Below are 23,794 nucleotides of genomic sequence, written 5' to 3'. Positions count from 1 at the left end.
GTTATTCCCCTTGTTGGCTGACAGCGGCCAGTTGGCTCAGTGCGTCGGTGGCGATGGTGTCGCCGGCTTTCAGACCTGACAGAACTTCAATACGGTCACCCACGGCGTTGCCGGTGCGCACCTGACGCAGCTCGGCCTGACCGTCGTCCATCACGTACACAGAGGTCAGTTCCGAGCGGCGCAGAACGGCCGCAGCCGGTACCAGCAGCGCACTGCGCTCGCCGGTTTGCAGACGGATTTTGGTCCACTGACCCGGAAACAGCGGGGCGCCATCCTGACCTGTGGTGCCGGCTGGCAGGTTTGCCCGCAGGCGCACGCTGTGGTGAGTGGCGTCGGCGTAAGGGAACAGCACGACGCTGTCCGGCGCCACGCTTTTATCGTCCAGCTGCACCTGAACCTGAGCCGCGTTGCGGTACTGGCTGGCAATGCGTTGCGGGGCGTCGGCCACCGCGCGCAGTTTCTCCAGCGACAGGCCGGTCATCAGTGGTTGTCCCGGATTCACCAGCTCGCCGATCTGTACCAGACGGGCTTTGACGATACCGGAGTAAGGGGCGCGGACTTTGGTGTACGCCAGCTGTTCTTTAGCCTGCAGCAGAGCCGCGTCGGCGGCTTTTACCGCAGCGGCGGTACTTTTGGCGCGGGCAGTGGTGCTGTCCATGTCGCCCTTGGACAGGGTGCCTTGTTTGTACAGGCGTTCGTTGCGCGCCAGCAGCACCTGAGCGTCTTCGTTCAGGGCCTCGGCCTGCGCCAGGTTGGCGCGCGCCTGTTGCAGACTTGCCTGTTGCTGGGTGTCGACAATTTCCAGCAGCAGGGCACCGGCTTCGACCTGATCGTTCACATCGAAATACACGGCTTTGATGGCGCCGCTGGTCTGGGCCGATACCGTACTTTCGTTAACCGCTTCCAGTGTGGCTTCCAGATCGAAGTACACAGGTACCTGAACCGCTTCTAAGCGTTCTGTTTCGCCGGCGTGCGCCAGACTCAGCGGCAATGCCGCCGACAGCAGGGCGAGCGACAGGGATTTGCGCAGGGTGTGCAGACGGGAACCGGGTATCTGGCTGAACATGCGAACTTCCTCTTCGGTGGGGCGACGACGGCCCGGGTCAATCGGATCAAATATTACTGTATTAGAATATACTAATATTGGGATTGCAAGGGAAGGCCACCAACGAAATAGCCGTCTCCGGGGTGGGCGGCGATCGCAGGACCGGAGTTTGGCAGAGGAACCGCCGCAATCCGTGTGGCTGATCAGAGTATAGATGACAGGAATGTCACAGCCGTGACAGCTGATGACGTGCGTGTATCCGGCCGGATTTGCGGGGCTGTGCGCCTGGTGCAGGTTTGCAGCTGGTCAGCTGCCGGTGTGAAAAGGTGCCCACGGGTCTTGCCACTCATCGGGCAGGTCGCCCCAGACGCCCGTGGTGGGGGGCGCGATCAGGCGATGTTCACCGTCGTCGTCCGTCCAGCGCAATGCCAGCGCGTGCAGGTAGGTACGGTCAGACGCCTGACCGTAGCGTTCGTCGCCTTCGATCGGACAGCCGAGACTTTTGAGTGCCACGCGCAGCTGGTGGGTTTTTCCTGTAAACGGGCGCAGCAGGTAGAGGCGCTTGCCAGCGCACTCATCGAAGTGGCTGACAAAGCGGGTGATGGCCGGATTGCTCTGGCTACGCGCCAGCTTGTAACTGCCGTTGCGGCTTTTTTCCATGTCGCCCTTGATCCAGCCCTGCTTTTTCAGCGGCTTGCCCTGCGCTTGTGCCAGATAGACTTTTTCAATGCGGTGTTCGGCGAACAGGGCTGACAGGCGGGCGGCCGCTTCTGCGTTTTTGGCCAGCAGCAATAAACCCGAGGTGACTTTATCCAGACGGTGAACCGGCCACAGTGGTCTGTCTTGTTGACCGGCAACCAGCACAACCAGACCGGCTTCGCCGGATTCGCTGTGCATGCCAATCCCTTCTGGCTTGTACACGGCAAGCCAGTCAGGGTGGTCAGCAACAACAGGAATGTGGGGCAGGTCGCTCACTCAGCGCGCTTCCTGCTCCATGATTTCAAGCAGGCGGCGCACCAGAGCTTCAAACAACTGAGCTTCCTGATTGTCGGGAGAGGCATTCAGGCTGTACATCAGGCGCTCGATTTCGGCGCGGGACATATAACGGACGGCTACCGGAGTGGTCATGACGGGCCTCAGAAGCGGTAGCTGGTCAGCAGACTGTAGGTCCAGACGTCTCCGTCCGGCTGGCCTGCACGGGCATTTTCGTCGTTGTAATCCTGCGGGTCACGCAGCGTCGCCGCCAGATCAAGGGTTACGGCTCTGAACTGAGCACCAACGCCCAGTTGCCAGCCCCAGCCATTAAAGGTGCGGAAGCGGGTGCCGCCCGAGGAGGCTGGCACGCGGATATTTTCGTAGTGCCAGGCCGGACCGGTATAGGCGCGGAAACCTTCGTCGTTGAGGTTAAAACCCCACATCAGCTGAGTTTCGCCACCACTGAGTTTGACGCCGTCTTCACCATTGATGCGATAGAGCATAAAGCGTGATGCAGCATGCGCGCTTTGCGGAAACTCGCCAAACAGGCTGATGCCATTCTGCGAGCCGTCGGGCAGATAAGCCGGGGCGTTCTGCATGTCGGCCTGAAACAGGCCCACACCTACGCGGAAATTACTCGGCTCACCCGTGGCGATGGCACTGAACAGCAGGCCCGTCAGGGCTGCGTGTGCCGGAATTCTGCTGATCTTAAAACGGCGCATCCAATCTGTCCTTATACATCCGGTCAATCAGCGCGCAAGGCTAAACCAGCCCATACGGGATGACAAGCTCTGGCCCCGGAAACCCTATGTTCCGCCAGTCTTGCTACGGGCTTCTATACTGAAAACGGAATCAAGAAACAGGACAAGGGCATGACAGGTTTTAAACGCAGGCAAGTGCTGAAAAGCATCGCTGCGATGATGGTCTCTGGCCTGGTGCCAGCGCTGGTGCTGGCTGAATCGGGGAATCTTCTGGCGTATCCGGTAGAAGATGCGAAAAGCGCCTACTCAACCGGCCAGCTTGAGTTTGTCGGCATTGAACTGGCGGATACGGTAGAATTGCCCGGACTGGACGAGCGGCAGGCCGGCGAAGTACGCAAAACCTACCGGATCCGGGCCATGAACCGCCGCTGGCAGACTTTTGCCAATGTGGAAGATGACCCGGAAAAACTGTTCAGACTGCGTCAGTACGGCACCCGGTTTAACATGACCCTGTGGCGTCTGATCGAAAAAGACAAACGGGAAAAAGCCACCCGTTACCGCTACTGACCATTTTCTGCGGATGGACTGACCATTGGATTGCCGACTGGGCTGCGGTGCGTGCTGCATCGCGCCTTCTATTACTTCCCCCATTCCCGGCATGCCGGATGGCAAACCCGCCGGGGTCCGTTGCATTAATCTGACCGACGATTTTCTGTGCACGATCTTTGGCCGGGCAGACCGCCCGAAAGTGTGCGCCGAATTTACCGCCGAGCATTCCGTGTGTGGCGATGATCGCCAGTACGCCTTAAACACCCTGACGGATCTGGAAAACCTCACCGGCATTATTGCCCGCGTTAAATAACCACCTGATATTCAGCGGATCGTTTCTGTTTATCCCTTTCCATCCGCTTGTTTCCATCTTCCCGCCAATAAATGCCGCACTGCTTCGTGATGGAATACCTGAGGAATTAGGGGGCCGGTCCCTGACCGGCAGGCCCCCTCAAATGAAACGGGCGCGGTGTTAATGCCGCGCCCGTTTTTGTTTTTAGAATGCTGCACTCGTTACTGATGAAAGTGCAGTGTTTCCAATGTCCGTCAGAGGCGGAATTTCTTCACCAGCGTGCCCAGATGGTGGGACAGGTTCACCAGCTTATGGGAAATGTCGGCGGTTTTTTCGGCACTCAGTGACGTGTTGTAGGAATGCTCGCTGATGCTGGCGATACCCTGTGATACCTTGCGGCCAACCGCGACCTGTTCGTTCATGCGGCTCAGGGTTTCGTCGTTCAGACCCGACATGCGCTCGACCTGCTGATTCATGGTGTGCAGAGCGTCGGCCGCTTCGTTGACCCGGTTCATGCCTTCTTCGGCGATGTTCTGCGCGTGGGTCATGGAGTCGACGGCGCGGCGGGCTTCTGATTGCAGTTGCTCGATCATCTTTTCGATTTCCTGCGTCGATTCGTGGGTGCGCTGGGACAGGGTGCGCACTTCGTCGGCCACCACGGCGAAGCCTCGTCCGGATTCGCCGGCGCGGGCCGCTTCGATGGCGGCGTTAAGGGCCAGCAGGTTGGTCTGCTCAGCAATGCCTTTGATCACGCCCAGTACACCACCGACATTATTGCTGCGTTCATCCAGCGAGCTGATGACCTCGGCGGTGGACTGCACGGCGGTGTTCATGGCGCGGATGCTGTTGCTGGCATCGTCGGTGCGGCTGACGCCCAACCGTGCGGCATCCCGCGCTTCTTCCGACGCTTCACTGCTTTGCTGGGCATTGGACATCACCAGCTGAATGCTTTCGTGCAATTCTTCGATGGCGCGGTGAATACTGTTGATCTCGTCTTTCTGGGCTTTGGCCGCGGTCAGTGACTGGCGCGAGGAATCGTCGATATGACTGGCGGATTTTTCCAGTTCGCCGGAGGCATCGACCACCAGTCGCAGGGAATCCGAGAAGCGCTCGATCATGCGGTTCAGGGCCAGACCGGTACGGCCAATTTCATCACCGCTTTCCACTTTAACCTGTTGGGTTAGGTCAGAGTCGCGCTCCATTTTATCCAGGGTTTTGTGCATGCGGCGGACCGGAGAAATAATCACCCGGCGCAACAGCAGCGACAGCAGAATCAGCGCCGCGACGAACATGCCAGCCTGAATCAGGCCCATGCGCAGCATGTTGTTGGTGATGTGGCCATCGAGCTCGTCGAGGGAGTAACTGATGCGGATGGCGCCCAGCACGTCGCCTTCTTTCGCCTGGTGGCAACCCAGACAGTTGGTGCCGCGATAATTTTCATGGGCTTTGACGGGCACCAGATAGGTCATGATATGGCCTTGCTGGTCGTCGTTCGATTGCAGAATTTCCTCGCCCGCCAGCGCCCGGCGGTCGAGTTCGTCCATCGGGTATTCGTGATCCAGACCTTTACCGTACAGCGCATCGATTTTAGGGCTGCGGATCATGCGGGCTTCGACGATGTTTTTGTCGGACAGAATTTTGGTGCGAACCAGTTCGCGGTTGCCGATGGCGCCGGAAATCATCAGCATGTTCATGGTGTCGAGGTAGCCAGACGCTTTATCGCGCAGCTGACTGTGCACCATGTCGTTGCTCATTTTCTGTTCTGATGAGATGGCCACACTGATCACCACAATCAGCACCAGCAGGAAAATCGAGCCCAGCGCTATGTACACTTTCTGCTGGATAGAGAGGCCTGAGTTCATGAATTATCCTTTTTGGGTCCTGACGCTGGTTGCACGTTTCTGAAAAGATTAGACCATTCATGGTCGTACGCCATTTTGCTGAGAGGTTTATCAAACCATGTACAAGCTCGTATTTTTCGTGCCGCCGGAGTATGCCGAGGCGGTGAAAACAGCGGTGTTTGCTGCCGGTGCCGGCCGTATCGGTGACTACAGCGAATGCTGCTGGCAGGTGCTGGGGCAGGGACAATTCCGTCCGGCAGAAGGCGCTGATCCTTTTATCGGCCAGACGGGCGTTATCGAAAGGGTGGAGGAATACCGGGTGGAGATGGTATGCGCCGATGACGACATCCGCGCGGCGGTTGCGGCCATGAAAAAAGCGCATCCCTACGAAGAGCCGGCGTACGACGTGTGGCGGCTGGAGGATTTCTGAAGCGGCTTATCAGCCGCTTTATGTTTTATTCAGAAGGCTTTTTCAAACGGCAGACGAATATCGAACACATGGGTCGGGCTGTTGCCCGGCGTCTGTTTACGGTCAGCGAAATAGCGTTTCAGCGTCTGGCTGACGGTCGGGAAAGCGAGCTCCTGCCAGGGAATGTCGCCTTCATCAAACAGCGCGACTTCAAGGCTTTCTTCACCAGCGCCGAATTCGGCCGCTGACATCTGTGCCAGAAAAAAGATGTGCACCTGATCAATGCGCGGCACTGTGATCATGCTGAACAGCGAGGTCAGCGTGACGCGGGCATTGGCTTCTTCCCAGGTTTCTCGGATGGCGGCGTCTTCGGTACTTTCTCCGTTTTCCATAAAACCACCGGGCAATGTCCAGAAACCGTAGCGCGGTTCAATGGCGCGGCGGCAGAGCAGTACCTTATCGCCAAAGACTGGAATGGTGCCGGCCACAATGCGTGGGTTCAGATAAAAAATACGATGGCAGGCGGGGCAGATGTGACGTTCGCGGTTGTCGCCTTCAGGAATGCGGTATTCAAGTTCCGTGGCGCAGTGACTGCAATATTTCATGCGGGAGTATCCGGGGTCCGTTTGCCCCGGAGTATACCCAAATCAGGAATTGGCCAGTAAGGGGAAGGGGATAATGCTGGCGCTCTGCACCACGGTTGGGGTGGCGGTTGGCTCGTAGGATTCGTGCACGGCATCGAGCAACTGATGCAGGTGCTCGTGCATCATGCGTGAAATACGCAGGCAGGCCGACAGCGGATTACTGGCGCGGTTGCGTTCGGCGTCGATGCGGAACTGCAGGCCGCGCAGGCGGCGCTGCAGGTCTTCCGGTGCGGCGGTGATCATGGCATCCACATGCTGCTGACGAAGGGCTTCCAGCGCCTGCGGATCTTCTTCGGCCAGGCGGCGCAGTTCTTCAAAGCTTGGTAGTTCCATACGGAATTCCTGTGGGCTGTTTGCAATTCTTGGGAAATAGTCTACCGCATGACAGTTGTGTGACGAATCCACCCCGTCAGCTTTGTCAGGTTTCGTAACTTACTGAATTGAAAGAGAAAATTAGGTGAAGGAAAGTCAGGCTCCGGGAAAAACTGGTTTAAAAACAGTGTGTTAAGTAAACGTCGTCGCCAGCGGATTGTGCGCCATTGGGCAATGAAGTGTTTCTTATAAGAAAAAAGTATAAGAGGGCGTGGCCAGCCGGAGGGGTGGCCACTCATCCAGAGCTCATCTGAGCAGGACAGCCACCGCATGGCGCGCCGGCGCCCCCGGCAGTACAATGGCGCCATGACACATCCGGTTTATTCCTATCTGCAGCAGCGACTGCAGCATCACAAGCCACGCCGCGTTGATCAGCCAAGTCTGGCCGAGGCGGGCGTTCTGGTCGCCATCACCGAAGAAGCGCAGCCGCGTCTGTTGCTGACGCGCCGCTCCGATAACCTGTCATCGCACAAGGGGGAAGTGGCGTTTCCCGGTGGTAAGCGCGATCCGGAAGACGGCTCCATCGTGGTCACGGCATTGCGCGAAGCACAGGAAGAAGTGGCGCTGGCGCCCGAATCCGTTCGGGTGCTGGGTGAGCTGGATCAGGTGGTGTCGCGCTTTGGCTATCTGGTGACGCCTGTGCTGGCGGTGATCCCGGCCGATGTCCGCTTCGTCGCCAATCCATCGGAACTGGACGCCGTGTTTACCGTGCCGCTCGAGCTGTTCCGTAACGAGCCCAGTTCGTATTTTCAGCGCGGCAGTGTGCGCATTCCCAGTTACGACTACGAAGGGTTCCATATCTGGGGCCTGACGGCGATGATGATTGCCGAAATGATGAATCACTTCTGGGATGCCGAAATCCCGTTCCGCGTGTAGGAGACGCCCATGTTTTATAAGCTCGGTGACCGAATTCCCGTGCGCGGCGATAACGTCTTTGTTGCCGACGGCGCCCGTATTATCGGCAGCGTTGAATTGCACAACGACAGCAGCGTCTGGTTTGGCGTGGTGATCCGCGGCGATAACCATCTGATTACGATCGGCGAAGCCAGTAATGTGCAGGACAACGCCGTGTTGCACACCGATTCCGGAATTCCACTGACACTGGGCAAAGGGGTGACTGTGGGTCACAACGCCATGCTGCACGGCTGCACCGTCGGCGATTATTCGCTGATTGGCATCAACGCTGTGGTGCTGAATAAGGCGCGCATCGGCAAGCACTGCATCATCGGCGCCAACGCGCTGATTCCTGAAGGCATGGAGATTCCCGATGGCTCGCTGGTGGTCGGTTCGCCGGCGGTGATCAAACGTCAGCTGAGCGAAGCGCAGTGCCGTATTCTGGAAGCCAGCGCTGCGCATTACGTGCAGAATGCGCGTCGTTATTGCTCAGAACTAGAAGAGGTCAGCCTGTGAGTCAGCCGGTACGTTCTCCGTGTGTCAGCATTTGTGCGCTGGACGAAAACGATCTGTGCGTGGGCTGTTACCGCACCGGACAGGAAATTACCGTCTGGGGCAGCCTGTCGGACGATGAAAAACGCGATGTGATGAAGAAGGTCGCCGAGCGCGAACAGAGCGCCGCCAACTTTATTCCTGTGCCCTGAGTGGGCCGAACCTCTAAACGGATAACGGATTTTATGATTACTCTGGGAACGCCTTTTTCTTCGACTGCCACCCGTGTGTTGCTGTGTGGCTCGGGGGAGCTCGGCAAAGAAGTGGTAATTGAGTTGCAGCGTCTGGGCTGCGAAGTAATTGCGGTGGACCGCTATGAAAACGCACCGGCCATGCAGGTGGCCGACCGCAGTCATGTGATCAGCATGCTCGATGGCGAAGCGCTGCGCCGCGTGATCGAGCTGGAAAAACCGGCCTTAGTCGTACCGGAAATTGAAGCCATCGCCACGGCGACACTGGCTGAGCTTGAGCAGGAAGGGTACACCATCATCCCGACCGCCCGCGCGACGCAGCTGACCATGAACCGGGAAGGCATCCGTCGTCTGGCAGCCGAAACACTGGGGCTGCCGACCTCCACTTACCGCTTTGCCGACAGCGAACAGGCCTTCTTCGAGGCCGCTGACCACATCGGCCTGCCGTGTCTGGTGAAACCCATCATGAGTTCGTCTGGCAAGGGACAGAGCTTTGTCCGCAGCGCGGAAGATCTGGCCAGGGCCTGGGCGTACGCGCAGGAAGGTGGCCGTGCCGGAAAAGGCAAAGTGATCGTCGAAGGCTTTGTTGATTTCGATTTCGAAATCACCCTGCTGACCATCCGTCACAAAGACGCTGACGGCCAGATCACCACCAGTTTCTGCGCACCGATTGGCCACCGTCAGGAGGATGGCGATTATCAGGAATCCTGGCAGCCACAGGCGATGACCGCCGAGGCGCTGGCCAGTGCTCAGGCGATTGCCCGTGCGGTAACCGATGAGCTGGGTGGTCTGGGTCTGTTCGGTGTTGAACTGTTTGTGAAAGGCGATCAGGTGATTTTCAGCGAAGTGTCACCGCGTCCGCACGATACCGGTCTGGTGACACTCATTTCTCAGGATTTGTCGGAGTTTGCCTTGCACGCCCGCGCCATTCTGGGGCTGCCGATTCCGCACATCGAACAGTTTGGACCGTCGGCGTCGTCTGTGTTGCTGGTGGCGGGGGAGTCGCGGCAGATGCAGTACGGTGGTCTGGAAAAGGCGCTGGCAGAAATTCATACCCAGATTCGTCTGTTTGGTAAGCCTGAAGTGGCCGGTAAGCGTCGTCTAGGGGTGGCACTGGCACGGGACGCCAGCATTGAAGAGGCCCGCGCTAAGGCGAATCGGGTGATTGCTGCCATACAGGTGACTCTGTAAGCGGAATCGCCGGGTCGAGCACATGCAGCATGCTGCAGTTGCGGCCCGACGCTTTCGCCTCATAGAGGGCGGTGTCTGCCGCCCTCAGCCAGCCTTCCGGTGTTATTGTCTCCAGCCATTCTCCCGACTCTTTAATCCAGGCAATACCAAAACTGATGGTCAGCTGACGGCTGACTTTTGAATGTTCATGGTGGATATCCAGTCCGCGGATAGCTTCAGCAATGTTGCGCCGCACCTTCTCCAGATGCAGGGCATCTTCGATCTGCACAATCATCGCGAACTCTTCGCCGCCAAAGCGCGCGGTCAGTTCATCGGTGCGGCGCGTGCACAGGCGTAAGGCCTGCGCCACAGCGTGCAGGGCGGTGTCGCCGGCCTGATGACCGTAGTGATCGTTAAAGCGTTTGAAGTAATCGATATCCACCAGAATCAGTGCCATCGACTGCGGATGCCGCAGAATGCGGCGCCAGGTGGTGGTCAGGGCGTCTTCGAAGGCGCGGCGGTTCGGAATATTGGTCAGGCGGTCGGTGTTCGACAGTTGCTCGAGCTTGGCCTGTTGCTGGCGCACGGTGTGAATCAACTCGTTGTACGCGTTGCGCAGCTGCTGCAATTCCTGAATGCGCACCGGCGTTGTGTGCAGTACCGGGCGCAGGGTGTGATCGAAGCGGCTGCGTTCGAGCAGGCCTGTGGCCAGTCGCAGCGGATCGATCAGGATTTTCAGCACCACTACAAAGGCCGCGGTCGGAATCAGGCTCATGATCAGGAACGCCAGCATTAATTCAATACTGAACATGCGCGGACCATCGCCATTGGAATGGCGGATTTCTGTGCACAGCGACGGCACATGGGTTTCGTCGTAAATACAGGTAACCCGACGCGCGGTGACGTCACTCAGCGGTTCCTGAATATCGGGAATATTGTCGCGGTACGGAGGCTTTATTAATGTCAGGTTTAACCGGGCAACCTCGGCCAGCACATGCAGATATTGTTCATCAACCTGCTGCATAAACAGTAACCACCCATTCACCGGCGTGTCTAATCCGGTTGGTGACACTGGGCTGGAGGCAATTACATAGGCTTTTTGATCGATCACCTGGAAGCCGCTGTGCACCGTATCATTGAAAAATTCAGCTCCCGAGTTGCTGATCCATGCGAGCAACGGCTCAGGGACATCGGTCAGCTCGCCATTTTCGAAATAGCCGCTGTACAGAATCTGGCTGTCTGCAGCAACGATCGCCACTGAACTGAGATTCAGTGATTTATAGGTGGATTCGGTGAAATTGGACTCAATGTACTCGTCATTGCCATTGTCGGCGTATTCGAAAGTATCGTCCCAAGAGGCGTAGTCGTGGGTAATAGCGGCCAGCTGCTCCAGCCGCAGATTCATCGCCGCCATCAGACCATTGATTTCACCCTGCTGAATCTGCAGGGCGTGCCGCTGTTCTTCCGGATAAAACCAGAGGTAGCGGATGGTCAGCATACCGGTCAGCATCAGGGCCACGTAGCCGAGCGACATGGCGGTGTAAAGCTGACGAATCGTAAACATAAATCTCCGTATCGTTCCCGGATCCAAAAGGCACGCTGAACAGTGCAGCGGTATTTATCCTTAAGATTAGGCCAATTGTCCGCAGCCGGCGGTCAATTTCCTGCGGGTTTTATAAAGTCTGTTGTGAATGCTTGACCTGCGAGTTACTCAAAGGTTTAAGCTTGCTATCCGTTCAGTCAGAAACCGTCCGTTTGCGGAGAAAGAGGTGGTCATGCGGGTTCAGGATCTCGCCCGGTCAGAAGGCATTAACGCCGGCACTATTCGCCATTACGTGCGCATTGGCCTGTTGCAGGCACCGAAAGACGATAACGGCTATCACAATTTTGGCCGTACCGAGCAACAGCGCCTGCGCTTTATTCGTCAGGCCCGCGATCTCGGGTTCACCCTCGACGATATTCAGACCATTTTGCAGGAGGCCGAAAAGGGCAAGTCGCCGTGTCCTGTGGTTCGTCATCTGATCGAACCGCGCCTGGTCGAAGCCCGCAAACGTCTGCTGGAAATGCAGGCCATGGTCGAGCGCATGGAGTCGGCCATGCAGTCGTGGCAGTCGTTGCCCGATTGCCAGCCCTGCGGCGACCACCTGTGTCATCTGATTGAAGGCTCCGACCACGAAACCCTTGCCGGGCAGGACCAGACAGCCTGCCGTTCAGGAGATAACTGCTGTGTACAATGATGAGAAAGACAAAACCTGCTGCCAGTCAGCCGGTCAGGCGGTTAACCCGGCCGCCAGCGATGGATGCTGTTCTGCTGAAAATGGCGGCGGTTGCTGCCAGACGGACGACCACGACGGATGCTGCTCTGCTGAAAGCGCCTGCTGCTCCGTTGATAAATCCGGCTGCTGCTCTGAGGGGCATGATTGCGCCTGTCATGGCGACGAAGCTGAACAAGCCGATGACGCGGCCGCGCAAACCGCGGCAGCATCAGCGGGTGCCGTGACCGGTGCCTGGGAGCCGGCCAGTGCCTGCTGCTCCACGGAGGCCAAGGGCGCATCCGGCTGTGGCGATTCAGCCGCTGTCTCCTCCTGTTGCGGCAACACAAGCAAGGCGGTTAAAGCAGATGCATGCTGTGCGACAGAAACGAAGCAAACAGCCGCGGGCTGCTGCGGATCAGACGCCAAAGTGACTGCGTCTTCCTGTTGCGGCTCAGACGCTAAAGTGGCCGCGTCGTCCTGCTGTGGCACCGAAGCAACAGCCGGCGAAGCCAGCTGTTGCGCGCCGTCTGGCGGTAAAAAAATTGACTGGTTGCTGTGGGGCTGTGGCTCGGCGGTCGTGGCAGGGTACGCCGGTTATCTGGCCATGGGACATTCCGAAGACATGGCCTTGCCCTGGCTGGGCACCCTGATGCACACCTCCTTCGAAATGGTCAACGCCATGTGGTGGGGGATCATCAGTGCTGCTTTCTTTGTTGGCCTGCTGGGGCGGATTCCACGCGAACTGGTGATGTCGGTGCTGGGCAAAGGCGGCACCAAACGGGGGATTTTCCGTGCCACGCTGGCCGGTCTGCTGCTGGATCTGTGTAACCACGGCATTCTTATGGTGGCCATGAAGCTCTACGAGCGGGGTGCGAGCATCGGGCAGGTCATGGCGTTCCTGATTGCCAGTCCGTGGAATTCGCTGACGCTGACACTGATTCTGGTCGGGCTGATCGGCCTTAAATGGACGTTACTGTTTATTGTGGGTTCGATGGTGATTGCCTGGCTCAGCGGCTGGATATTCGACCGTCTGGTCGCCAAAGGTACCCTGCCTGCGAACCCTAATCAGGTAAACGATGCTGACGTGCCGTTTCTGCCGACGCTGAAAGCGGCGTGGTCGGGTCAGGACTGGTCTGTGCCGAGTCTTGCGGCCATGTTCTGGCAGGGGCTCAAAGAGTCAAAAATGGTGCTGCGCTGGGTGTTCTTTGGTGTGGTGCTGGTGGCTCTGGTGCGGGCATTCGTGCCGCCGGAAAGTTTTGGGGTCTGGTTTGGCGCCAGCTTCACAGGTCTGATCGCGACCCTGATTGCCACCACGGTGATTGAGGTGTGCTCCGAGGGCTCGAGTCCGATCGCAGCCGATCTGGTCACGCGGGCGGCCGCTCCGGGCAACGCCTTTACCTTTCTGATGGCCGGCGCTTCTACCGATTACACCGAAATCATGGCGCTGCAGAACACCACCCGCAGCTGGAAGATTGCCCTGTTCCTGCCGCTGGTAACCGTTCCTCAGGTACTGTTCATCGGTTGGCTGATGAACACCGCCGGGGTGTAAACCATGCGGGTGGTATTAACCGGTGGTTGTCTGTGTGGCGCGGTGCGTTACCGCGTCGATGCCGAGCTGGTCGACGCCGGTTACTGCCACTGTCGCCAGTGTCAGCGCTCAAGTGGCGCGCCTGTTCTGGCATGGGCGACGATCGTGCAGCCGGGCTTTGTCTACACCAGCGGGGCGCCGGTGGTGTTTCATTCGAGTGTTGCTGCACAGCGCGAGCACTGTGCTGCCTGTGGTACTCAGCTGGTGTTTCGCCCGCGGCAGGCGGCATCGGCTGGAGGGCGCGCGACACTGGATTTCACGCTGGCGTCACTGGATGAGCCGGCGGCACTGGCGCCGCAGTATCACATCTGGACCATGAGCCAGATTCCCTGGCTTGCGATGGGCGACTCGCTGAGCCGCCATGAGGATGAAGGGCCGGATATTCCGGCCTGAGCAGGGTTTAGGGCACGCCTTACGCGGCGAAATTCAGCACCAGCAACTGACCTTCAAAACGCTTGGGTTCCAGGGCATACCAATGTTCGTGGCTGAATGCCTGCGGCCAGGCTTTTTCACAACGCTGCAGCAGCGCCTCATAGGTAGAGCGGCCCGGGTCGGCCAGAATAATGCGTTTCACGCCGGCTTTCTTCGCGCGGCGGAACAGCTTGAACAGATCGTCTGTCAGCGACTCCCAGAAGCAGATATCAGCGCCGATGATGCAATCGTAGCGCGAGAGCTGCTCGGTCTTCAGGTCATCAAACGAGGCGTGCAGGGGTTTTACCCGGCAATCGTTGGTGGCGGCCATCATGTCCAGATACGGAAACACACTGTCGTCCACATCCAGGCCGGTCACTTTGGCGCCTTGCTGGCTGGCGCAGAACACCGAGGCCGGGCCCCAGCCGCACCCCAGTTCCAGTACCCGTTCCCCTTCGCTTAAGGGAAAGTGCTGCAGGTAATCCATGATCAGAAAGCTGGACGACCAGGTCTTGTGGCCATGCACACTCGGCTGGGCAATACGCTTCAGCTTGCGTACCAGTGGGTGCTTGCTGGTGAACAGGAAAATGCCATAGGCGTGCTGCATGTGTTCGTCGGCGAAGACTTCAAGGCGGGGCATGGTGTCGGCTCTGATCAAGGGAAGAGCCAGTTTACCGGGTTTTAATCGGCCAGCAAGGCGCGACCGGGCGGTTTCTGGTGATCAAAGTGCGGTGGTTGCGAATGGGTGTATAGGGTTTGTATTATTATTGCATCATTATCTGGAGTGGAAATGATGCAAGCTTCATTCAAATGGCAGCGGCTGGCACTGCCCGTTGTGTTATCAGGACTTCTGGCAGGCTGTGCTGCGCCGGATGCTGCCCAGTGGGCCTGGCGTCAGCCCGTGCTGAATCCGCAAACGTTTTTCAACGGTACTCTGTGTGCCGATGGTGTGGTCCGCGATTATGCCGGTCGTCAGATCCGCCAGTTCAACGCGGTGATCGAAGGCAGCTGGCAGGGCGATACCGGCACGCTCGATGAAGTTTTCTATTTCCACGACAAACCCGGCGAAGCACCTGTGCGGGAAACCCGCGTCTGGACCCTGACCAAAGATGGCGACGACTTTCGCGCCAAAGCCACCGATGTGCCGGAAGAAACCCGCATGACGCATGCCGGCAACAGCATTCACATGGCCTACACGCTGGCCTATGGCGACCCCGGTGACACCATCCGTCTGAGCATGGATGACTGGATGTATCAGGTGGCTGAGGGTGTCGTGGTGAACGAGACGCGGATGTCCAAATTCGGGTTGCCCGTGGGTCAGGTGCTGCTGGTGATGCGCAAGGTTGATGGGGTGGGCGATTGCCGCTGACCGGCCAGTGGCCCTTGTCTGCACGCCGGTCCTTGTCAGCGCGCCGGTGCTTGCTGGTGGTGACATCCCGGCTGAGCCATTCTTTCTGAGTTGTTTATTAGTATTTCTCAATAAAACTTAAAAAATTATCGTTTTATCTCATGCTATGAAGTGGTCATGATTCTCAAAATATTTCAATAAATGAGAATTTGAGATGAGTAATATTCATATTTTGGGTTTCCCGCGCGTTGGCGCCCAGCGTGAGCTGAAGTGGGCGCTGGAATCTTACTGGGCAGGGCAGTCGTCGCTGTCTGATCTGCAGCGCACCGGCCAGCAGTTGCGATTGGGGCAGTGGCAGCGGCAGCTGGATGCTGGTCTGGATCTGCTGACGGTGGGCGACTTCGCGTACTACGACCACCTGCTGAACGCCAGTTACCTGTTTGGCCATCTGCCGGCCCGCGCCCGCTCGGCGGGAGAACCGCTGGAGCAGATTTTTGCCGCAGCACGCGGCCGCAGCGCGTCGGCCTGCTGCGGACATGCCGCCGAAATGACCAAGTGGTTCGATACCAATTACCACTATCTGGTACCCGAATGCGCGGCGGCTGATGAGTTCACCCTGCAGCCCGATTTATTGCTCGATGAAGTGCGCGCCGCCCGCTCGTTGGGCAAGCCACTGAAAGTGGTGGTGCCGGGGCCACTGACGTATCTGTGGTTGGGGCGCAGTGTGGATGGCGCCAATCGTCTGAATCTGTTGTCGCGTCTGCTGCCGGTGTATAGCGAACTGTTTGCCCTGCTGAAATGCGAAGGCGTTGACTGGGTGCAGCTGGACGAGCCGGTGCTGGGACTCGATCTGCCCGCCGACTGGCGTCAGGCGTTCGAGCCTGCGTATCACTCGCTGCGTAAAAACGGCGTGCAATTGCTGCTGACCACCTACTTTTCGCCACTGGCCGATAACCTGACACTGGCGTTCAGTCTGCCCGTTGACGGCGTGCATCTGGATCTGGTGTCCGCACCGGAAGAGCTGGCGCCGGCACTCGATCGTCTTGGTCCTTATAAGGTGCTGTCGCTGGGTGTGATTGACGGGCGCAACATCTGGCGGGCGGATCTCAACGCTTTACGCGAGCGACTGGTTCCGGTGGCAGAACGTCTGGGATCGCGTCTGTGGCTGGGTAGCTCCTGCTCGCTGTTGCATGTGCCGTACGATGTGGCGGCGGAAACTCAGCTACCTCATGATCTTCAGCACTGGCTGGCCTACGCCTGGCAAAAAGTCGACGAGCTGGTGCTGTTGGGCGCGTCTCTGGCAGATGCCGGTGTGACCTCATCGCCACGCTGGATCGCGCAGGCGCAGGCTCTGGTATCCCGCAGGACATCATCTGCCGTGCACAAAAGTGCGGTGAAACAGCGTGCGGCGGCGGCTGCTTCCGCCCAGTGGCAGCGCAAACAGAGCTATGCCGGGCGGCTGGCCCTGCAGCAGGCGGCGCTCAGGCTGCCGCAACTGCCGACCACAACCATTGGTTCCTTCCCGCAGACGCCAGAGATCCGCCAGCTGCGCCGCCGCTTTAAGCAGGGGGAGCTGTCGCTGCCGGCCTATGAGGCCGGGCTGGAAAAGGAAATCACCCATTGCATCCGGGTGCAGGAGCAGATTGGCCTTGATGTGCTGGTGCATGGCGAAGCCGAGCGCAACGACATGGTGGAATATTTCGGCGAACAGCTGGATGGCATTGCCTCAACCGCCAATGGCTGGGTACAGAGCTACGGTTCGCGCTGCGTGAAGCCGCCGGTGATTTTCGGTGACATTGAGCGGCCGTCGGCCATGACCGTGCGCTGGGCGGCCTTTGCTCAATCGCAGAGTGAGCGCTGGGTAAAAGGCATGCTGACAGGCCCGGTGACCATTCTGAAGTGGTCGTTCGTGCGGGATGATCAGCCCTGGTCGGCGACCGCCTACCAGATTGCAGCTGTGCTGCGTGATGAGGTTCAGGATCTGGAAGCCGCCGGTATCCGCATCATTCAGGTCGACGAACCGGCGCTGCGGGAGGCTTTGCCACTGCGCCGGGTGGAGCACGCCCGTTACCTCGACTGGGCTGTGAACAGCTTCCGCTATGCCGTCACTGGCGTGGCGGATGAAACCCAGATTCATACCCATATGTGCTACGCCGACTTTGACGACATTCTGCCGGCGATTCAGGCCATGGACGCCGATGTGATCACGCTGGAGACGGCCCGCTCGGCCGCGCGTCTGTTGCACACCTTGCGCAACGAGACCTACCGCAACGGCATTGGTCCCGGGGTGTACGACATTCACAGTCCGAACGTGCCGTCGGTGGAGGCGATGGAGACTCTTTTGACTGAATCTCTGCAGGTAGTGCCGCTGGCAAACCTCTGGGTTAATCCGGACTGTGGCCTGAAAACCCGTCGCTGGCAGGAAGTGATTCCGGCTCTCGAGAATATGGTGACCGCTGCCCAGCGGTTGCGGGAAACCCTGAAAACGCCGGCGTGAGCCGCTTTCCGGCGCCTGACCTTGCTGGCACACTGAGAAAAACATCAGGAGAAACCTCATGGCCAACGCGCTGGTAGCCATTGCCGACGGCAGTGAAGACATCGAAACCATCACCATTACCGACACCCTGCGCCGCGCCGGTGTGCAGGTGACGCTGGCGTCTGTGATGCCTGGGTTGCAGGTGACCTGTGCGCACGGCACCCGGGTCACCGCAGACGCTCTGATGCGCGAGTGCACAGGGCAGGTATGGGATGCGGTGATCGCACCGGGCGGCATGCCGGGTGCTGAGCATCTGGCCGCCAGTGTGCTGTTTCAGACCTTGCTCAAACAGCAGGCGGAAGAGGGCCGGCTGGTGGCTGCGATTTGCGCGTCACCGGCGGTGGTGCTGGCCAAACTCGATTTGCTCGATGGCAAAACCGCGACCTGTTATCCGGGCTTTGAGGATGCGCTGCTGGAGTCTGCGGCGGCGCTGAAAACCGAGGCGGTGGTACGCGACGGCAATCTGATTACCAGTCGCGGCCCGGCCACGGCGCTGGCGTTTGCGCTGGCCATTGCCGAGGCCCTGTGCGGGGCTGAAACCGCTGCCAGAGTAGGGCGCGGTATGCTGGCTTTCTAATCCCCCGTGCGTGGTGAACTGCCATAAAAAAGCCGGAGCTTGCTCCGGCTTTTTTATGGACGGCTACTGGCTGGCGGAGCCGGCGCCGGATACGGATTCATCAGGCGGTGACGTGCCGTATTTTTCCAGCACCCAGTCCGGGTGTTTATACAGAATTCTCAGGTCGCGATAGCGCCACACATCACGGAACATGGCCGCCCAGTCGTGCACCTGCAGGTGCCAGGGGTTGAAGGGTTTTTCCGGCATGCGGGTTACGCCATAACGGATGTCTCCGGCGTTTGCTTCGTCGCGGAAGGTGCCGAACAGCTTGTCCCAAAGGATAAAAATGCCACCGAAATTGGTGTCGATCTGGGCCGGGTTGCTGCCATGATGCACGCGGTGGTGTGACGGGGTGTTGAAGATTTTTTCCAGCCAGCCGAGTTTGCCGACCTGTTCGGTATGCAGAAAAAACTGATACACCAGATTGCCTTCAATCGCGAGCAGGACCCAGTTTTTATCAAAGCCGATGAGGGCGGCCGGAATCCACCAGAACAACCAGGCGCCCGACAGTGCAAAGGTGAAATTCTGGCGCAGCGCCGTCGAGAAATTCATGTGCTCAGATGAGTGGTGCGTGACGTGCACGTTCCAGAACCAGCGCACTTTGTGCATCAGAACGTGGGCGATAAAAAAGCAGAAATCGATGAAGACGATCAGAGCAAGCACGCTCCAGACCGACACATCCGGGTTCCATTGCAGACCGAAGCCATACACCCACTGGTAGAAGGTTTGAATGAACAGGGCGATGGCGATGCCGTCGACCACCTTATAGGAAGCGCCTGTGGTCAGGTTGGCTACCGTTTCCCGCCAGTGGTAAACCCCGTCTTTGCCGCGGGCACGGGTGTACAGGTATTCGGCCAGAATCACCGATAAAAAGAGCAGGCCGAAGGCGGCAATGAAAAACAGCGCGTGCAGAACATCCTGCATGAGTGAACTCCTTCTTATTATTTACCCTCAGCTTACGATTCCATGGCTCGTATAAATTGACAATATCTGCCACTATTTTGACAAAATATGCCAAAGGAGTGCGTCGTGGGGTTGCTCGCGAATTTGCAGGTCAGTGGCGACCTTGCCGGACTTGTCCGTTTCTATCTGCAGCAGCAGGGGCGTTCGCAAACGGATTTATACCGTTACCTTTCGGGTCTTTCTGCAGCGTCGCGCCTGAGCTTCCGTCAGTGGTGGGATGTGTTGCAGGCGGTTGAGCAGTTGTTGCCAGGGCGGGCGGTGGGGGTCGAGCTGGGTTTGTGCATCCGTGCCGATTTTGTGGGTGTGCTTGGGCATTTGTTGCTGTCGTCCGAAACGCTGGCTGATGCGCTGCAGGGCTTTCAGCGATATCAGCGCCTGCTGCATGACGGCGACCGCGCCGAAGCTTCGTTTGAAGGTGGCCTGCTGTGCATGAGCTGGACGACGGAGTTTGGCCCGTCATCGCGGCTGTCGGATGAAGTGCTGATCATCGGGTTGCTGACCTTCGTGCGCAATCTGGTTGCAGATGGCTCGCTGAACCCGGCACGCGTGCATTTTACCTTTCCGAAGCCGCAGGAGGTTTCTGCACTCGAAGCCGCCACCGGCTGTGAAGTGTTGTTCAATCAGGCGCGAACGGCGGTGTATCTGAAACCCGAGCATCTGATGCGTCCGGTATCGCAGCGCAATGCCGGTATGCATGCCTTGCTTGAGCAGCAGGCCGCGGCCATGGTGGGTGTGCTGCCGGAGTCCGATGATTTCACATTGCGTCTGCGCAGCGCATTGCTGGCGGCGGTGCAGCAGGGCAGGCCGGACGCGGCTTTTGTTGCATCACGGTTGTTTATGTCCGAGCGCACGCTGTTCCGCAGGCTGGCAGACGCTGGCTTTACCTTTGCTGAGGTGATGACCCAGTTGCGGGTGCAGCTGGCGCGCAATTATCTGCTGGAAGGTCGTCTGACCCAGAGCGAGATTGCCTTGCTGCTTGGCTACTCTGAACAGAGCGCGTTCAACCGTGCTTTTCGTCAGGCGACCGGCATGCCGCCGGCGCGCTGGCTCAGGTCGCAAAGTAAAATGCAGTCCTGACAATGGTTTACATGCCAGGCCCTGCTCTGTAGAGTGTCCGCCTCTTTTAATCATGTGGCCTGTCGTAGGGGCCACCACTGACAAGGATCTGATATGCCTGTTATTACCCTTCCTGATGGTTCCAAACGCGAATTTGATCAACCCGTAACCCTGATGCAGGTGGCTGAAAGTATCAGCGCCGGTCTGGCCAAAGTAACGGTGTGTGGTCGTATCAACGGCAAACTGGTTGATGCCTGTGAACTCATTACGGAAGACGCTGACGTTCTGCTGATTACCGGTCGTGATGCCGATGGTCTGGATGTTATCCGTCACTCATTCGCTCACCTGGTGGGTCATGCGGTTAAGCAACTGTACCCGACTGCCCGTATGGCGATTGGTCCTGTGATCGATAACGGTTTCTACTATGACATCGATTACGAGCGCCCGTTTACCCCGGAAGACGTCACAGCGATTGAAACCCGCATCGGTGAACTGATTAAGAAAGATTACGACGTCGTTAAGAAGATGACGCCGATTAAAGACGCGCGCCGCATTTTTGTTGACCGTGGTGAAGACTACAAGGTTGAGCTGATCGACGACCTGATCAGTCAGGGCGAAGAGGCTGTTGGCCTGTACCACCACGAAGAATACACCGACATGTGCCGTGGTCCGCACGTTCCGAATACCCGTGTCATGCGCATCTTCAAACTGATGCGTGTATCCGGTGCTTACTGGCGTGGCGATTCCCAGAATCGTCAGCTGCAGCGTATTTACGGTACTGCCTGGAACGATAAGAAAGATCTGAAAGCGTATCTGACCTTCCTCGAAGAAGCTGAGAAACGCGACCACCGTAAACTGGCCAAGCAGCTGGATCTGTTCCATCTGCAGGAAGAAGCGCCGGGTATGGTGTTCTGGCACCCGAACGGCTGGACTGTGTGGCAGGTGCTGGAACAGTACATGCGCAAAGTGCAGCAGGACGCCGGTTACCTCGAGATCAAAACCCCGCAGGTCGTCGACCGTACTCTGTGGGAAAAATCCGGTCACTGGGAACACTACGCGGCCAACATGTTCACCACGGAGTCTGAGAAGCGCACCTACGCGGTGAAGCCGATGAACTGTCCGTGTCACATTCAGGTGTTCAACCAGGGCCTGAAGAGCTACCGCGATCTGCCGATGCGTCTGGCCGAATTCGGTTCCTGCCACCGTAACGAACCATCCGGCGCCCTGCACGGCATCATGCGTGTGCGTGGTTTTACTCAGGATGATGCGCACATCTTCGTATCAGAGAAGCAGATTCGTCAGGAAGCCGCTGACTTCATCAAGCTGACGCTGGATGTATACCGTGACTTCGGTTTCGATCAGGTCGAAATGAAGCTATCGACCCGTCCGGAAGGCCGTATCGGTGACGATGCGCTGTGGGATCAGGCGGAAGCTGCACTGGAAGATGCCCTGAATGCCGCCGGTCTGGCGTGGGAGCTGCAGCCAGGTGAGGGTGCTTTCTACGGTCCTAAGATCGAGTTCTCTCTGCGTGACTGCCTGAACCGTGTATGGCAGTGCGGTACTATTCAGCTCGACTTCATGCTGCCAGAGCGTCTGGGTGCTCAGTTTGTTGATGAAGACGGCGAGCGTAAGACCCCGGTGATGCTGCACCGCGCGATTCTGGGTTCTTTCGAGCGCTTCATCGGTATTCTGATCGAACATTACGCCGGTTCTATGCCGCCATGGCTGGCACCGCAGCAGGTTTCGGTACTGAATATCACCGATAATCAGGCCGAGTACTGCGAAAATCTTGCCAAAACCCTGAAAGGCAAGGGATTCCGTGCGGCTGCGGACTTGAGAAACGAGAAGATCGGCTTTAAAATCCGCGAGCACACTTTGCAGAAGGTACCCTACCTCCTTGTTGTAGGGGATAAAGAAGTCGAAGCGAACACTGTTGCAGTCCGTACCCGCAAAGGCGAAGACCTTGGCGTGATGAGTGTGGACGCCTTCATTGAACTGTTGGAAGGCTCAGTTGCACAGCGTGGCCGCTTTGGAATGGAGAATTAATTATCAGACGCGATAACAAAAAGGGCGGCCGCCCGGATAACAGAGCGGCCATTAACGACCAGATCCGTGCCGATGAGGTACGTCTGATTGGTAGCGATGGAAGCCAGATTGGTGTTGTAAGCATTAGCGAAGCCCTGCGGATCGCCGAGGAAGCCGAACTGGATCTGGTTCAGATTTCAGATGGCGACCCGATCGTCTGTAAAGTAATGGATTTCGGCAAGAAGCTTTACGAAGAGAAAAAGCAGAAAGCCGAAGCCAAAAAACGCCAGCATCAGGTCCAGATTAAGGAAATGAAATTCCGTCCGGGCACTGAAGAAGGCGACTACCAGATCAAACTGCGTAGTCTGATACGTTTCCTTGAGGACGGTGACAAAGCGAAAGTGTCTTTACGCTTCCGCGGTCGCGAGATGGCTCACCAGCAAATTGGTATGGAGATGATGAAACGCATTGAAGAGGACCTGAAGGAACTCGGCACTGTGGAACAGCATCCCAAGCTGGAAGGCCGTCAGATGGTGATGGTCATCGCCCCAGGTAAGAAGAAGTAGTCCGGTTCCTGAAAGAACCTGTATCCCCGGCTCCGGCCGGGTTTATACGTTCTACCGGCTGCTCAATATGGCAGGTGTTGTACAGGGTCTTAGTTTCTGTACGCGCCACTAACTTTTGGAGTACAAAATGCCTAAAATCAAAACTAAGAGCGGCGCTGCCAAGCGCTTCAAGAAGACTGCCAACGGCTTTAAACACCGTAAAGCGTTCCGCAGCCACATCCTGACCAAAAAGAGCACCAAGCGTAAACGTCACCTGCGTGGCAACGTTTTGGTTCATGCGTCTGACGTTAAGTCAGTAGCACGTATGCTGCCTAACCTCTAACCGGTATTCAGGAGATAAAAAATGGCTCGTGTAAAACGTGGTGTCATCGCTCGTCGTCGTCACAAAAAAATTCTGAAGCAGGCTAAAGGTTACTACGGCGCTCGCAGCCGTGTGTTCCGTGTTGCCAAGCAGGCTGTTATCAAAGCCGGTCAGTACGCTTACCGCGACCGTCGTCAGCGCAAGCGTCAGTTCCGTCAGCTGTGGATCGCGCGTATCAACGCCGGTGCACGTACTAACGGTCTGTCTTACAGCAAGTTCATCAACGGCCTGAAAAAAGCCGCTGTTGAAATTGACCGTAAAGTACTGGCTGATCTGGCAGTGAACGAAAAAGCAGCGTTTGCGGCTCTGGTTGAAAAAGCCAAGTCCAGCCTGTAATTTCACCGCATAGCCGGAACAGGGCGGGGTAACCCGCCTGCGAAATAGGGGATGAGCTTAGGTTAGGCTAGGTGATTCCCCTATTTTTTTGCCCCGAT

28 protein-coding genes are annotated in these 23,794 nt (G+C 57.8%); 18 read left to right on the top strand and 10 right to left on the bottom strand.

The window, feature by feature from the left end; translation table 11 throughout:
* Position 1 precedes the first annotated feature (1 nt).
* The 4 genes from ACQUQU_RS08370 to ACQUQU_RS08355 all read right to left on the bottom strand — a co-directional run bounded on the left by ACQUQU_RS08370 (position 2) and on the right by ACQUQU_RS08355 (position 2,742).
* Positions 2-1,066, bottom strand: coding sequence for an efflux RND transporter periplasmic adaptor subunit (locus ACQUQU_RS08370; protein ID WP_430462789.1), 1,065 nt, complete (start codon positions 1,064-1,066; stop codon positions 2-4).
* A 285-nt stretch (positions 1,067-1,351) separates the two neighbouring features.
* The gene (locus ACQUQU_RS08365) at positions 1,352-2,020 is read right to left on the bottom strand and encodes a TIGR01621 family pseudouridine synthase (RefSeq protein ID WP_430462788.1); all 669 of its coding nucleotides are present in this window, start codon (positions 2,018-2,020) and stop codon (positions 1,352-1,354) included.
* A complete protein-coding gene (locus ACQUQU_RS08360; RefSeq protein WP_430462787.1) occupies positions 2,021-2,173 on the bottom strand; it encodes a cell developmental protein SirA in 153 nt (50 codons plus the stop codon).
* Between the two features lie 8 nt (positions 2,174-2,181).
* Entirely contained in the window at positions 2,182-2,742 is a 561-nt protein-coding gene (locus ACQUQU_RS08355; protein WP_430462786.1) for a hypothetical protein, read from the bottom strand.
* 150 nt (positions 2,743-2,892) lie between these two features.
* On the opposite strand from ACQUQU_RS08355, the gene ACQUQU_RS08350 reads away from it, so the two are divergent.
* Both ACQUQU_RS08350 and ACQUQU_RS08345 read left to right on the top strand, forming a co-directional pair.
* Complete coding sequence (locus ACQUQU_RS08350) at positions 2,893-3,288, top strand: hypothetical protein (protein WP_430462785.1); 396 nt, start codon at positions 2,893-2,895, stop codon at positions 3,286-3,288.
* Positions 3,289-3,313: 25 nt separating this feature from the next.
* A complete protein-coding gene (locus ACQUQU_RS08345; RefSeq protein WP_430462784.1) occupies positions 3,314-3,583 on the top strand; it encodes a YkgJ family cysteine cluster protein in 270 nt (89 codons plus the stop codon).
* Between the two features lie 233 nt (positions 3,584-3,816).
* Here the strand turns inward: ACQUQU_RS08345 and ACQUQU_RS08340 are convergent, their stop codons facing one another.
* The gene (locus ACQUQU_RS08340; protein WP_430462783.1) at positions 3,817-5,424 is read right to left on the bottom strand and encodes a methyl-accepting chemotaxis protein; all 1,608 of its coding nucleotides are present in this window, start codon (positions 5,422-5,424) and stop codon (positions 3,817-3,819) included.
* A gap of 97 nt (positions 5,425-5,521) precedes the next feature.
* Between ACQUQU_RS08340 and ACQUQU_RS08335 the strand changes: the two genes are divergently transcribed.
* On the top strand, positions 5,522-5,833 hold the full coding sequence (locus ACQUQU_RS08335) for an NGG1p interacting factor NIF3 (RefSeq protein ID WP_430462782.1): 312 nt from the start codon (positions 5,522-5,524) through the stop codon (positions 5,831-5,833).
* A 29-nt stretch (positions 5,834-5,862) separates the two neighbouring features.
* Here the strand turns inward: ACQUQU_RS08335 and ACQUQU_RS08330 are convergent, their stop codons facing one another.
* Positions 5,863-6,417: an NUDIX hydrolase gene (locus ACQUQU_RS08330; RefSeq protein WP_430462781.1), complete on the bottom strand. Its 555-nt coding sequence runs from the start codon at positions 6,415-6,417 to the stop codon at positions 5,863-5,865.
* 42 nt (positions 6,418-6,459) lie between these two features.
* Entirely contained in the window at positions 6,460-6,789 is a 330-nt protein-coding gene (locus ACQUQU_RS08325) for a DUF3135 domain-containing protein (RefSeq protein ID WP_430462780.1), read from the bottom strand.
* A gap of 309 nt (positions 6,790-7,098) precedes the next feature.
* On the opposite strand from ACQUQU_RS08325, the gene ACQUQU_RS08320 reads away from it, so the two are divergent.
* Genes ACQUQU_RS08320 through purT form a run of 4 tightly spaced genes read left to right on the top strand, consistent with a single transcriptional unit; the run spans position 7,099 to position 9,656 of the window.
* Positions 7,099-7,704, top strand: coding sequence for a CoA pyrophosphatase (locus ACQUQU_RS08320; RefSeq protein WP_430462779.1), 606 nt, complete (start codon positions 7,099-7,101; stop codon positions 7,702-7,704).
* Positions 7,705-7,713: 9 nt separating this feature from the next.
* Positions 7,714-8,238, top strand: a complete 525-nt coding sequence (locus tag ACQUQU_RS08315) for a gamma carbonic anhydrase family protein (protein WP_430462778.1) — start codon at positions 7,714-7,716, stop codon at positions 8,236-8,238.
* Positions 8,235-8,426: a DUF1289 domain-containing protein gene (locus ACQUQU_RS08310; RefSeq protein ID WP_430462777.1), complete on the top strand. Its 192-nt coding sequence runs from the start codon at positions 8,235-8,237 to the stop codon at positions 8,424-8,426. The genes ACQUQU_RS08315 and ACQUQU_RS08310 overlap by 4 nt, the downstream gene beginning before the upstream one ends.
* 33 nt (positions 8,427-8,459) lie before the next feature.
* A complete protein-coding gene (gene purT / locus ACQUQU_RS08305) occupies positions 8,460-9,656 on the top strand; it encodes a formate-dependent phosphoribosylglycinamide formyltransferase (RefSeq protein WP_430462776.1) in 1,197 nt (398 codons plus the stop codon).
* On the opposite strand, the gene ACQUQU_RS08300 is transcribed toward purT, so the two are convergent.
* The gene (locus ACQUQU_RS08300; RefSeq protein WP_430462775.1) at positions 9,613-11,199 is read right to left on the bottom strand and encodes a diguanylate cyclase domain-containing protein; all 1,587 of its coding nucleotides are present in this window, start codon (positions 11,197-11,199) and stop codon (positions 9,613-9,615) included. The genes purT and ACQUQU_RS08300 overlap by 44 nt on opposite strands.
* Positions 11,200-11,410: 211 nt before the next feature.
* Between ACQUQU_RS08300 and ACQUQU_RS08295 the strand changes: the two genes are divergently transcribed.
* From ACQUQU_RS08295 to ACQUQU_RS08285, 3 genes are all read left to right on the top strand, one after another.
* Positions 11,411-11,872: a MerR family transcriptional regulator gene (locus ACQUQU_RS08295; protein ID WP_430462774.1), complete on the top strand. Its 462-nt coding sequence runs from the start codon at positions 11,411-11,413 to the stop codon at positions 11,870-11,872.
* 445 nt (positions 11,873-12,317) lie between these two features.
* A complete protein-coding gene (locus tag ACQUQU_RS08290) occupies positions 12,318-13,439 on the top strand; it encodes a permease (protein WP_430462773.1) in 1,122 nt (373 codons plus the stop codon).
* 3 nt (positions 13,440-13,442) lie between these two features.
* Positions 13,443-13,871: a GFA family protein gene (locus ACQUQU_RS08285; protein WP_430462772.1), complete on the top strand. Its 429-nt coding sequence runs from the start codon at positions 13,443-13,445 to the stop codon at positions 13,869-13,871.
* Between the two features lie 19 nt (positions 13,872-13,890).
* Here ACQUQU_RS08285 and ACQUQU_RS08280 read toward each other — a convergent pair whose 3' ends face one another.
* A complete protein-coding gene (locus ACQUQU_RS08280; RefSeq protein WP_430462771.1) occupies positions 13,891-14,529 on the bottom strand; it encodes a class I SAM-dependent methyltransferase in 639 nt (212 codons plus the stop codon).
* A 150-nt stretch (positions 14,530-14,679) separates the two neighbouring features.
* Here ACQUQU_RS08280 and ACQUQU_RS08275 point away from each other — a divergent pair, with 150 nt between their 5' ends.
* The 3 genes from ACQUQU_RS08275 (at position 14,680) to ACQUQU_RS08265 (ending at position 18,350) form a co-directional block, all read left to right on the top strand.
* Positions 14,680-15,258 carry a DUF3833 domain-containing protein gene (locus tag ACQUQU_RS08275; RefSeq protein WP_430462770.1) on the top strand — a complete coding sequence of 193 codons (579 nt, stop codon included), beginning with the start codon at positions 14,680-14,682 and terminating at the stop codon, positions 15,256-15,258.
* 193 nt (positions 15,259-15,451) lie between these two features.
* The gene (gene metE / locus ACQUQU_RS08270) at positions 15,452-17,734 is read left to right on the top strand and encodes a 5-methyltetrahydropteroyltriglutamate--homocysteine S-methyltransferase (RefSeq protein ID WP_430462769.1); all 2,283 of its coding nucleotides are present in this window, start codon (positions 15,452-15,454) and stop codon (positions 17,732-17,734) included.
* 58 nt (positions 17,735-17,792) lie between these two features.
* Positions 17,793-18,350: a DJ-1 family glyoxalase III gene (locus ACQUQU_RS08265; RefSeq protein WP_430462768.1), complete on the top strand. Its 558-nt coding sequence runs from the start codon at positions 17,793-17,795 to the stop codon at positions 18,348-18,350.
* Between the two features lie 63 nt (positions 18,351-18,413).
* Here the strand turns inward: ACQUQU_RS08265 and ACQUQU_RS08260 are convergent, their stop codons facing one another.
* Positions 18,414-19,313: a sterol desaturase family protein gene (locus ACQUQU_RS08260; RefSeq protein ID WP_430462767.1), complete on the bottom strand. Its 900-nt coding sequence runs from the start codon at positions 19,311-19,313 to the stop codon at positions 18,414-18,416.
* Positions 19,314-19,418: 105 nt separating this feature from the next.
* Between ACQUQU_RS08260 and ACQUQU_RS08255 the strand changes: the two genes are divergently transcribed.
* From ACQUQU_RS08255 to rplT, 5 genes are all read left to right on the top strand, one after another.
* The gene (locus tag ACQUQU_RS08255) at positions 19,419-20,429 is read left to right on the top strand and encodes an AraC family transcriptional regulator ligand-binding domain-containing protein (RefSeq protein WP_430462766.1); all 1,011 of its coding nucleotides are present in this window, start codon (positions 19,419-19,421) and stop codon (positions 20,427-20,429) included.
* A gap of 93 nt (positions 20,430-20,522) precedes the next feature.
* Positions 20,523-22,454: a threonine--tRNA ligase gene (thrS, locus tag ACQUQU_RS08250; RefSeq protein WP_430462765.1), complete on the top strand. Its 1,932-nt coding sequence runs from the start codon at positions 20,523-20,525 to the stop codon at positions 22,452-22,454.
* On the top strand, positions 22,454-22,999 hold the full coding sequence (gene infC / locus ACQUQU_RS08245) for a translation initiation factor IF-3 (protein ID WP_430463026.1): 546 nt from the start codon (positions 22,454-22,456) through the stop codon (positions 22,997-22,999). Before thrS ends, infC begins: the two co-directional genes overlap by 1 nt.
* 127 nt (positions 23,000-23,126) lie before the next feature.
* Complete coding sequence (gene rpmI, locus ACQUQU_RS08240; protein WP_430462764.1) at positions 23,127-23,321, top strand: 50S ribosomal protein L35; 195 nt, start codon at positions 23,127-23,129, stop codon at positions 23,319-23,321.
* 21 nt (positions 23,322-23,342) lie between these two features.
* Positions 23,343-23,696, top strand: a complete 354-nt coding sequence (gene rplT, locus ACQUQU_RS08235; protein ID WP_145470288.1) for a 50S ribosomal protein L20 — start codon at positions 23,343-23,345, stop codon at positions 23,694-23,696.
* Positions 23,697-23,794: the final 98 nt, after the last annotated feature.

Source organism: Thalassolituus sp. LLYu03 (genome assembly GCF_050507655.1).
Taxonomy (GTDB): domain Bacteria; phylum Pseudomonadota; class Gammaproteobacteria; order Pseudomonadales; family Oceanobacteraceae; genus Venatoribacter.
Note: the sequence above shows the minus strand (reverse complement) of the source record. Positions and strands in the feature narration are given on the sequence as shown.

Excerpts from the sequence above, each read along its gene's own strand:
- ACQUQU_RS08295 (WP_430462774.1), top strand. The coding sequence starts at position 11,411 with ATGCGGGTTCAGGATCTCGCCCGGTCAGAAGGCATTAACGCCGGCACT.
- ACQUQU_RS08335 (WP_430462782.1), top strand. The coding sequence starts at position 5,522 with ATGTACAAGCTCGTATTTTTCGTGCCGCCGGAGTATGCCGAGGCGGTG.
- metE (WP_430462769.1), top strand. The coding sequence starts at position 15,452 with ATGAGTAATATTCATATTTTGGGTTTCCCGCGCGTTGGCGCCCAGCGT.
- ACQUQU_RS08275 (WP_430462770.1), top strand. The coding sequence starts at position 14,680 with ATGATGCAAGCTTCATTCAAATGGCAGCGGCTGGCACTGCCCGTTGTG.
- ACQUQU_RS08260 (WP_430462767.1), bottom strand. The coding sequence starts at position 19,313 with ATGCAGGATGTTCTGCACGCGCTGTTTTTCATTGCCGCCTTCGGCCTG.
- ACQUQU_RS08320 (WP_430462779.1), top strand. The coding sequence starts at position 7,099 with ATGGCGCGCCGGCGCCCCCGGCAGTACAATGGCGCCATGACACATCCG.
- ACQUQU_RS08265 (WP_430462768.1), top strand. The coding sequence starts at position 17,793 with ATGGCCAACGCGCTGGTAGCCATTGCCGACGGCAGTGAAGACATCGAA.
- rpmI (WP_430462764.1), top strand. The coding sequence starts at position 23,127 with ATGCCTAAAATCAAAACTAAGAGCGGCGCTGCCAAGCGCTTCAAGAAG.
- purT (WP_430462776.1), top strand. The coding sequence starts at position 8,460 with ATGATTACTCTGGGAACGCCTTTTTCTTCGACTGCCACCCGTGTGTTG.
- ACQUQU_RS08315 (WP_430462778.1), top strand. The coding sequence starts at position 7,714 with ATGTTTTATAAGCTCGGTGACCGAATTCCCGTGCGCGGCGATAACGTC.
- ACQUQU_RS08360 (WP_430462787.1), bottom strand. The coding sequence starts at position 2,173 with ATGACCACTCCGGTAGCCGTCCGTTATATGTCCCGCGCCGAAATCGAG.
- thrS (WP_430462765.1), top strand. The coding sequence starts at position 20,523 with ATGCCTGTTATTACCCTTCCTGATGGTTCCAAACGCGAATTTGATCAA.
- ACQUQU_RS08330 (WP_430462781.1), bottom strand. The coding sequence starts at position 6,417 with ATGAAATATTGCAGTCACTGCGCCACGGAACTTGAATACCGCATTCCT.
- rplT (WP_145470288.1), top strand. The coding sequence starts at position 23,343 with ATGGCTCGTGTAAAACGTGGTGTCATCGCTCGTCGTCGTCACAAAAAA.
- ACQUQU_RS08280 (WP_430462771.1), bottom strand. The coding sequence starts at position 14,529 with ATGCCCCGCCTTGAAGTCTTCGCCGACGAACACATGCAGCACGCCTAT.
- ACQUQU_RS08300 (WP_430462775.1), bottom strand. The coding sequence starts at position 11,199 with ATGTTTACGATTCGTCAGCTTTACACCGCCATGTCGCTCGGCTACGTG.
- ACQUQU_RS08370 (WP_430462789.1), bottom strand. The coding sequence starts at position 1,066 with ATGTTCAGCCAGATACCCGGTTCCCGTCTGCACACCCTGCGCAAATCC.
- ACQUQU_RS08350 (WP_430462785.1), top strand. The coding sequence starts at position 2,893 with ATGACAGGTTTTAAACGCAGGCAAGTGCTGAAAAGCATCGCTGCGATG.
- ACQUQU_RS08285 (WP_430462772.1), top strand. The coding sequence starts at position 13,443 with ATGCGGGTGGTATTAACCGGTGGTTGTCTGTGTGGCGCGGTGCGTTAC.
- ACQUQU_RS08325 (WP_430462780.1), bottom strand. The coding sequence starts at position 6,789 with ATGGAACTACCAAGCTTTGAAGAACTGCGCCGCCTGGCCGAAGAAGAT.
- ACQUQU_RS08340 (WP_430462783.1), bottom strand. The coding sequence starts at position 5,424 with ATGAACTCAGGCCTCTCTATCCAGCAGAAAGTGTACATAGCGCTGGGC.
- ACQUQU_RS08355 (WP_430462786.1), bottom strand. The coding sequence starts at position 2,742 with ATGCGCCGTTTTAAGATCAGCAGAATTCCGGCACACGCAGCCCTGACG.